The sequence below is a fragment of the Bradyrhizobium sacchari genome, from assembly GCF_002068095.1.
Lineage (GTDB): Bacteria > Pseudomonadota > Alphaproteobacteria > Rhizobiales > Xanthobacteraceae > Bradyrhizobium > Bradyrhizobium sacchari.
In genome coordinates, this window is the sequence record NZ_LWIG01000051.1 from 787 (window position 1) to 6,594 (window position 5,808).

Annotated in this window: 8 protein-coding genes and 2 pseudogenes; 7 read left to right on the forward strand and 3 right to left on the reverse strand. The window is 62.7% G+C overall.

The genetic code is table 11. From position 1 onward, the window contains the following. The 4 genes and pseudogenes from A5906_RS31835 to A5906_RS41985 form a co-directional block, all read left to right on the forward strand. Positions 1 to 193 (forward strand): annotated as a pseudogene (locus A5906_RS31835) (hypothetical protein); the annotation flags it as partial. Between the two features lie 160 nt (positions 194 to 353). After that, positions 354 to 575, forward strand: coding sequence for a hypothetical protein (locus A5906_RS31840; protein WP_136615635.1), 222 nt, complete (start codon positions 354 to 356; stop codon positions 573 to 575). 1,547 nt (positions 576 to 2,122) lie between these two features. Further along, entirely contained in the window at positions 2,123 to 2,308 is a 186-nt protein-coding gene (locus tag A5906_RS31855; RefSeq protein WP_080139119.1) for a hypothetical protein, read from the forward strand. 214 nt (positions 2,309 to 2,522) lie between these two features. After that, positions 2,523 to 2,690 (forward strand): hypothetical protein, encoded by a 168-nt coding sequence (locus A5906_RS41985; protein ID WP_167523484.1) that lies wholly within the window; start codon positions 2,523 to 2,525, stop codon positions 2,688 to 2,690. Between the two features lie 794 nt (positions 2,691 to 3,484). On the opposite strand, the gene A5906_RS31860 is transcribed toward A5906_RS41985, so the two are convergent. Continuing rightward, positions 3,485 to 3,724: a DUF2798 domain-containing protein gene (locus A5906_RS31860; protein WP_080139120.1), complete on the reverse strand. Its 240-nt coding sequence runs from the start codon at positions 3,722 to 3,724 to the stop codon at positions 3,485 to 3,487. A 314-nt stretch (positions 3,725 to 4,038) separates the two neighbouring features. Here A5906_RS31860 and A5906_RS31865 point away from each other — a divergent pair, with 314 nt between their 5' ends. Both A5906_RS31865 and A5906_RS31870 read left to right on the forward strand, forming a co-directional pair. Further along, complete coding sequence (locus A5906_RS31865) at positions 4,039 to 4,227, forward strand: hypothetical protein (RefSeq protein WP_080139152.1); 189 nt, start codon at positions 4,039 to 4,041, stop codon at positions 4,225 to 4,227. Positions 4,228 to 4,385: 158 nt separating this feature from the next. After that, a complete protein-coding gene (locus A5906_RS31870; RefSeq protein WP_080139121.1) occupies positions 4,386 to 4,619 on the forward strand; it encodes a DUF6894 family protein in 234 nt (77 codons plus the stop codon). A 10-nt stretch (positions 4,620 to 4,629) separates the two neighbouring features. Here A5906_RS31870 and A5906_RS31875 read toward each other — a convergent pair whose 3' ends face one another. After that, a complete protein-coding gene (locus tag A5906_RS31875; protein ID WP_080139122.1) occupies positions 4,630 to 4,887 on the reverse strand; it encodes a hypothetical protein in 258 nt (85 codons plus the stop codon). Between the two features lie 102 nt (positions 4,888 to 4,989). Beyond that, positions 4,990 to 5,286, reverse strand: a complete 297-nt coding sequence (locus tag A5906_RS31880; RefSeq protein ID WP_080139123.1) for a hypothetical protein — start codon at positions 5,284 to 5,286, stop codon at positions 4,990 to 4,992. A gap of 355 nt (positions 5,287 to 5,641) precedes the next feature. Between A5906_RS31880 and A5906_RS45440 the strand changes: the two are divergent. Then, positions 5,642 to 5,808, forward strand: a pseudogene (locus A5906_RS45440) (thioesterase); the annotation flags it as partial.

Genomic DNA, 5,808 nt, shown 5'->3' on the forward strand with positions numbered 1-5,808 from the left:
GGCGGTGCAGGACGGCCGGATCTGCATCGCGCGGGTCAACGCGCAATTCATATTTACCCTGAAGGGCACGGGTAGCGAGTTCGGCGCCGGCCTCGCGCTCGCGATCGAGCGCGGCTGGCTCGAGCTGCACGAGAGTGGGACCTATGTGCGGCTCAAGAAGGCCGGCGAGGATCTGCTGGCGGCCGCGAAGTGACAAGAACGTCAATGGCGGGAGAGCCCCGGTTGCGGGCCAGTGAAAACCAAGAAGTGTGAAGCTGTTCACCCCCGCCGACTCTCTCCTCGCCTACAATAGGATCGTCACCGCGCTTATCCGGGAAGGGACGAGTCGGAGCTGGGCGAAGCTGGAGGCGGCCATGAAGCCCCACGCCATGAGCAAGTATTTCGGTAATGGCGCCGGCCACGTTCTCCGCCAGCACAACAGTGCCGAGCTGCGGTTCAGCTGGCGCGGCAAGCCCGACGGATCGGCCCGCTATGTCGAGCCTGTCAACCGCTACGCCCGCAATGGCGTGGAATATCCCAGCCTCGCCGCCCTGCTGCGCGCCGTCGAGGCCGAGCACGCTCAAAAGGAGCGCTGATATGCAGCGCCCCAACTGAACATCGAACGGCCCCCCGTACGCCCCCGCAAGACGAATGAGCCATTCCGATGACAAGCGACGAAGCCGGACGGCGTGGCGACTCTCCCAGCTTAGAACGTAGGTTCTGTACCGTCCTCTTGCCAAGTTTGGCGGAGCTGCGCCAATCCATCTTCGATTAATCGGATATCATCGAGCACGTACTCGTTCGCGGCGCCGCATACCGACTCGAGCAATTGGCGTCGAAGATCTCTCATTTCCTCTAGCGCTTGTTGGTTCCTCAAACATACGTAAGCCGAGACGATTGCTTTAATGGCCGACATTGGCTTTCCAATCACATTGAAAAATCGAGTTTTCAAAAACTGACTGAATGGCAATGACCGGGGCGCACAAATGTGCATCGCGGTTTGGAAATCTCAAATATCACAGTGTCTTGAGCACACGGGCAAATTGTAAGTCGCAAAGCAATCTATTGCAAGCACCGCGGTTAAGGCGCGTCCCAGCAGACCCTGGGAATGCCTAGGCGGAATTGGATAGCTCGCCAATTTTACAGTTCCATCCTAGGAACCTATAGGGTAGCTTCCCCGCCCGTCTCAGGGGATGGGGATGGGGCGATGGATCTCTTCAGGGCTCAGAAGATCGCTGAGGCGCCGAGCAACTCAACGCGGCGCTGTCATTTCTGCGGCGAGACTCAAGAGATCGTCCGGGTGATCTTGGATGCAGACACCGGACACAGCCTCCAAATGTTCGAGTGCGAACACTGCGGAGAGCGAAGTTGGGATGATTAGGGCCGCCTCTGTTGGCGGCCTCTTTCATTTCCTAAAGTCCGGCTCTTCATCGCCGTCTCGATCGGCCAGAATCCAGGGCAACCATCAGACAGAGTCCACCGGCGAAAGCACTTTGTCCGACCGGTGTCCTAATCCGCCTCCGCGGGCAGGCCCGCTCAGTTGTGCAGCGGCCCCGCCAACGCTGTTACGCATGACGAGGCCGCCTGCGCTCCGGGTCAGTTGGAGGATGAACCCGAAGGCAACCAGACTTCTACGCCTGTAAGTTAGGATGAGAATTGCTCGAAAGAGGCACTCACTTCGGTATGTCCTAATCTGCCAAAAGCGGGTGTCCTAATTAGGACCTTGCTGCCGGAAAACGAGCTTGCCCCGGATTGGGTACTGTCCGTATTTGACCCGAGACGCCCCAATTCGGTTTCTTCAGGTCATAAGTAATTTGAAACCAGCTCGGGTGGGCTACGTTCTTGAGGCATTCAGCCTAGCGAGCCGTGCCATGACCCAGGATCAGACCGCGTCACCCATCCGCTGCCTCAAGTGTAAGACCGCCTCCCAGCTCTTTGTTTGCGAAAGACTGTGGGACCTCAAAAAAGCCCGCTACATTCGCATTTACAGATGTGAGTGCGGAGAACTGGTCTGGGACGAATAGATAGCAACCTTTCATCAATGTGGGTATTATCTCGCCATCACCGGCCGAGGCTTTGCCAGTAGGCGTCGGTGGCTGAGAGACCGAGAGCGCTCCCGCCTGCATAGCAAGGGAGCGCCGCCATGGCCGACCACAATCACCTTTCGCACGCGCGCAATCTGGCTGCCGAATTCGCTGCGCAGACCGACCTCATGCGCCAGCTGGTGGCGGAGGCGGCGAAGGTGCTCCAGCTGCCCGTGCCGGACACGTTCCTCGGCCGCAAGACACAGGAGCCGTTCCCCTGGGAGAAGCCCCGTTTCTCGGACTGACTCGCTTTGTTCTGCCAGGCAGACGTGGCGCCTCGCCTGCACGACTGAATCGAGTCCCCGGGCTGATGCAACGGCGTATCTTCCGCCGAAGCTGACGCGCATCAAAGACGCGGCCGCTGCGTGCCGTCATGATTCCGCAATCCCGCGGCATCGAAACCTTTCGGTGCTCTGCGGCCTTCTCTGGGGTTGGACCGCCACAATGGGGAGCTCGGTCATGACGGAAAACACGCAGCACGATGCCATCAGGCGCAATCACCTGCTGGAGGCCGCGCAGGAGGAGATGGTCAAGTTCGAGCGCAAGGAAAACGAGTTCCGCAAAAAGGACCGCGCCGAGCGTGCCGCCGAGCTCCACCTGCCGCTTGACGCGATCAAGATCCACTAAGGCCGCGACGCTGCGCGGCCGACCGGAGGCGTGGGTCGCGCGAGAAGGATCGGATCACGCGCCGGCGACGCGGCCTCGAGTGGCGGCCGCGGGGCTAAAGGTATCCCAATACTACCACCAAGCCATTGATCTGGCAAAGCAATCGCCCGGCGGCCTACTGTGCATGGGGTTGTTTTGCAGATTTGTGCAAGGCTCGCGCCACCATGGCCATGCTGGCCCGGAGCCGGCCGCCGTCTGCCCGCGTTTTCGTGCCCGCTACAGCAGCGCCAGCAGCGCGATGCCGATCACCAACACCACGAAGCCAGCCGCCGTCGCGGCGGCAAATGACCGCTCTACGTTATCCATGATGCCACCCCGTTGCCGGCGTGCCACGTTTCCCCCATGGCAATGCCTGACCCGGCGAAATCTTGCCTGCGGCTGTGGCCTCAGTTGTGCGATCGGGTGACCAAATTGGGACCGGCGCGGGGCCAGTCTGCGGCCTGCCCGGCGCCACCCGCGCTTGCGCCCGTCAGGCACCCGTAAGCCGACTCGCCTAGTGTCGCGGAGCCCGGTGGACCAACACCGGGCCTCCATACCAGTCGACGACCCCGCTCTGCCCGAGCGGGGTTTTCTGTTTGCGGTCCTCGCGCGCTGTGACGGCTGGCCGGCTCCTCATCGCGAAGCTGTCAGGCTGTCGTAAGCTCGGACGGCTAGGGTCGTCAGGCTTATGGTGTTGCAGCCCAGCACCTCAGCCTCCAATAACCTTTGGCCCCGCTTGGCTCATCCCAGGCGGGGCTTTTTTGCCTGCCGGCCGTTCACGCGCCGCTCTCCTCCCGCGTCAGCCGCAGCGAGAAGGCGCGGATCGCAGGTGCCGCCAGCAGCACCAGCGGCAGCATCGCGGCCCATGCGAGCAGCCACGACACCATCCAGTGCCGAACGAACAGCATCGCGCCATCAGCGGGAAAGCTGGCGATGCCCGCCGCGATCAGCGAGGTCAATCCGGACTGGATGATGCCGAAGACGAAATGACTGTAGCGGCGGGGGATGCCGAGCATGAGGTGCCCTTGCGAACTTGTCGCCTTGGCCAAGCAAGCCGTGTGCCGCCGCGCGCACCGGAATGCGCCTGATCCCCAGTGCGCGTTTCCGACGCCGGAGGCTGATCTGGATCAAAGCAGCCCTGGGCAGCCCGAGCACTGTTTGGCTCCGTGGTTCTCCGGCCATGAACAGAGTTCCTGGGCCGGTCGATGGCGCGCGCGCTTTCAAGATTTCCGTGAACCATCCAAGGCTTACCGCCGATTTTGCTTGTGCCTGGAATATTATGACGGCCAACATATTCTCACTGATCGAGGGTGAATCGTGGGAGGTGACCATGAATCACAGGGGCGTTGAGTTCACCGTCGCCAAGACGGCCATTCCGGGAATCTGGCAATGGCAGTTCCGCATCGGGGAGCAGCTCAAGTCCGGCAAGACCGAGACCAAGATCGACCTGCTGGCGATCCGGCGGGTGCAACTGCGTATCGATCGGGAACTGAAGGCCATCGGCCGCAAGACGGCGTGACCGAGCAGGCCTCGCGGGCATCCTTGCGGCAGCCCCGGGGGGGACCCGCCTGTTGTCCGTAGATGCCCGGAATTGATCCGCCGGGCGTTTCGGATTGCACTGCCCGGCCATGGCCCCACGGTCTTGGGGGCGGGGCCTTCACGCGACCGGTGCCAGCCATGCCGCTCTACTTCTTCCGGATCCGCAACGGTCGTTATTCCGGCTGTGCGGACCAGGCGACGGAATTTTCCGATCGCGATTCCGCCTGGAAGCAGATGACCAGCGTCTGCGCCGACATGGCCGCGGGGATCGCGCGCAAGCTCCAGGAAAATTCCGAATGGCACATGGAGCTCCTGGACGAGGCCAAGGAGCCCGTGTTCCGCATTCGCATCGTGGCCGAGACGCTCGACTAGGCGCGCCCCCTCAATCCGCGCTGGGCAGCCGCCGCATGGTGAATTCGATGTCGCCGCCGGGCAATTCGCGCCAAGTCTCGACTGCGCTCATATAGCCGGCCTTGGGATAGCGGGCGAAGAAGGCCTCCGCCCTCGCCCGCGCCGCTGCACGCGGCAGTGTGAAGGTCTCGCGCAGATAGCCGTCGCCGGAACGCCCGCCGGGCTTGCTGTCACCGATCTTGCGCCGGCGCGCCATCCGCTCGGCGAGATCCCGCGGACGATCGGCCATGACCTGCCCTCCTCTACGCGATACCTGCGTTCAATGTAGGGTGTGGCCGGACGCGTGGGGAGTCCCGGCCGGGAGGCGCATGCCGTCCCCCGGCCGAAAGGCTCAGTTCGCGGCGGTGCCGGTCTTGCTCTTCTTCGGCGCGCTGGTGGCGGCCGCCTTCGGCGCCGCCGGCTGCTTCGGCGGATCGGAGCGCATGCCGCCCCAGGGATCGTTGGACGCCTTGGCGTCCGGAATCTTCTTCAGCGTTTCCTTGTACGCCTTGTCACGCTCGGCTTCCGCGGCCTTCTCCTCCGGGGTCTTGCCCGGACCTTCCTGCAGCAAATTGAGATTGGGCATTTGCGCATAGGCCGGTCCCGCCAGCACGGCCAGCAGCACCGCCGCCATACGGAAAAGCTTCATCTTTAACTCCTCAAGATCATGTCATGGAGGCGCGGATCGCCCGTGCCTTGTCATCCCGGTGCGACCGCCGGGGCCGCAGAGACCGCTACGATCGGCACGATTTCGGTGCGTGCAGCCAGTCGTCCCAGATCGGGCCGCACTTGGTGCACCCGTTCAGCGCAAGACCGAGCGCAACCAGACAAAACACAAGGACATACCGACGCAACATCGTCCCACCCATACCCAACCACGCCATCATATCGGGCCAAGTCAGGCATTTTCAAGCCGACGGGACCGGCGCCAAGCGGGTGACTTTGCCGCGCCGATGCAGGCACAATGTCCGAAACATCCGGCAACAATCGAGGAAACCACAGCAATGCCATCGCAGCCAGAAGCCGAGTTCGGCATCAGTGAGGCCAGACGCATCCTCGGCGAGGTCTTCGCGCCCTGGGTCCGGGATCTCAACCTCTCGGTCGAACACATCGAGCATGTGCCGCCGCCGAATGAGCCAGGCTGGCAGCCGGGCGCGCTGCTGCGCATGCC

Coding starts and splice junctions, on each gene's coding strand:
- A5906_RS31840 (WP_136615635.1), top strand. CDS start 354: ATGAAGCCCCACGCCATGAGCAAGTATTTCGGTAATGGCGCCGGCCAC.
- A5906_RS31855 (WP_080139119.1), top strand. CDS start 2,123: ATGGCCGACCACAATCACCTTTCGCACGCGCGCAATCTGGCTGCCGAA.
- A5906_RS41985 (WP_167523484.1), top strand. CDS start 2,523: ATGACGGAAAACACGCAGCACGATGCCATCAGGCGCAATCACCTGCTG.
- A5906_RS31860 (WP_080139120.1), bottom strand. CDS start 3,724: ATGCTCGGCATCCCCCGCCGCTACAGTCATTTCGTCTTCGGCATCATC.
- A5906_RS31865 (WP_080139152.1), top strand. CDS start 4,039: ATGAATCACAGGGGCGTTGAGTTCACCGTCGCCAAGACGGCCATTCCG.
- A5906_RS31870 (WP_080139121.1), top strand. CDS start 4,386: ATGCCGCTCTACTTCTTCCGGATCCGCAACGGTCGTTATTCCGGCTGT.
- A5906_RS31875 (WP_080139122.1), bottom strand. CDS start 4,887: ATGGCCGATCGTCCGCGGGATCTCGCCGAGCGGATGGCGCGCCGGCGC.
- A5906_RS31880 (WP_080139123.1), bottom strand. CDS start 5,286: ATGAAGCTTTTCCGTATGGCGGCGGTGCTGCTGGCCGTGCTGGCGGGA.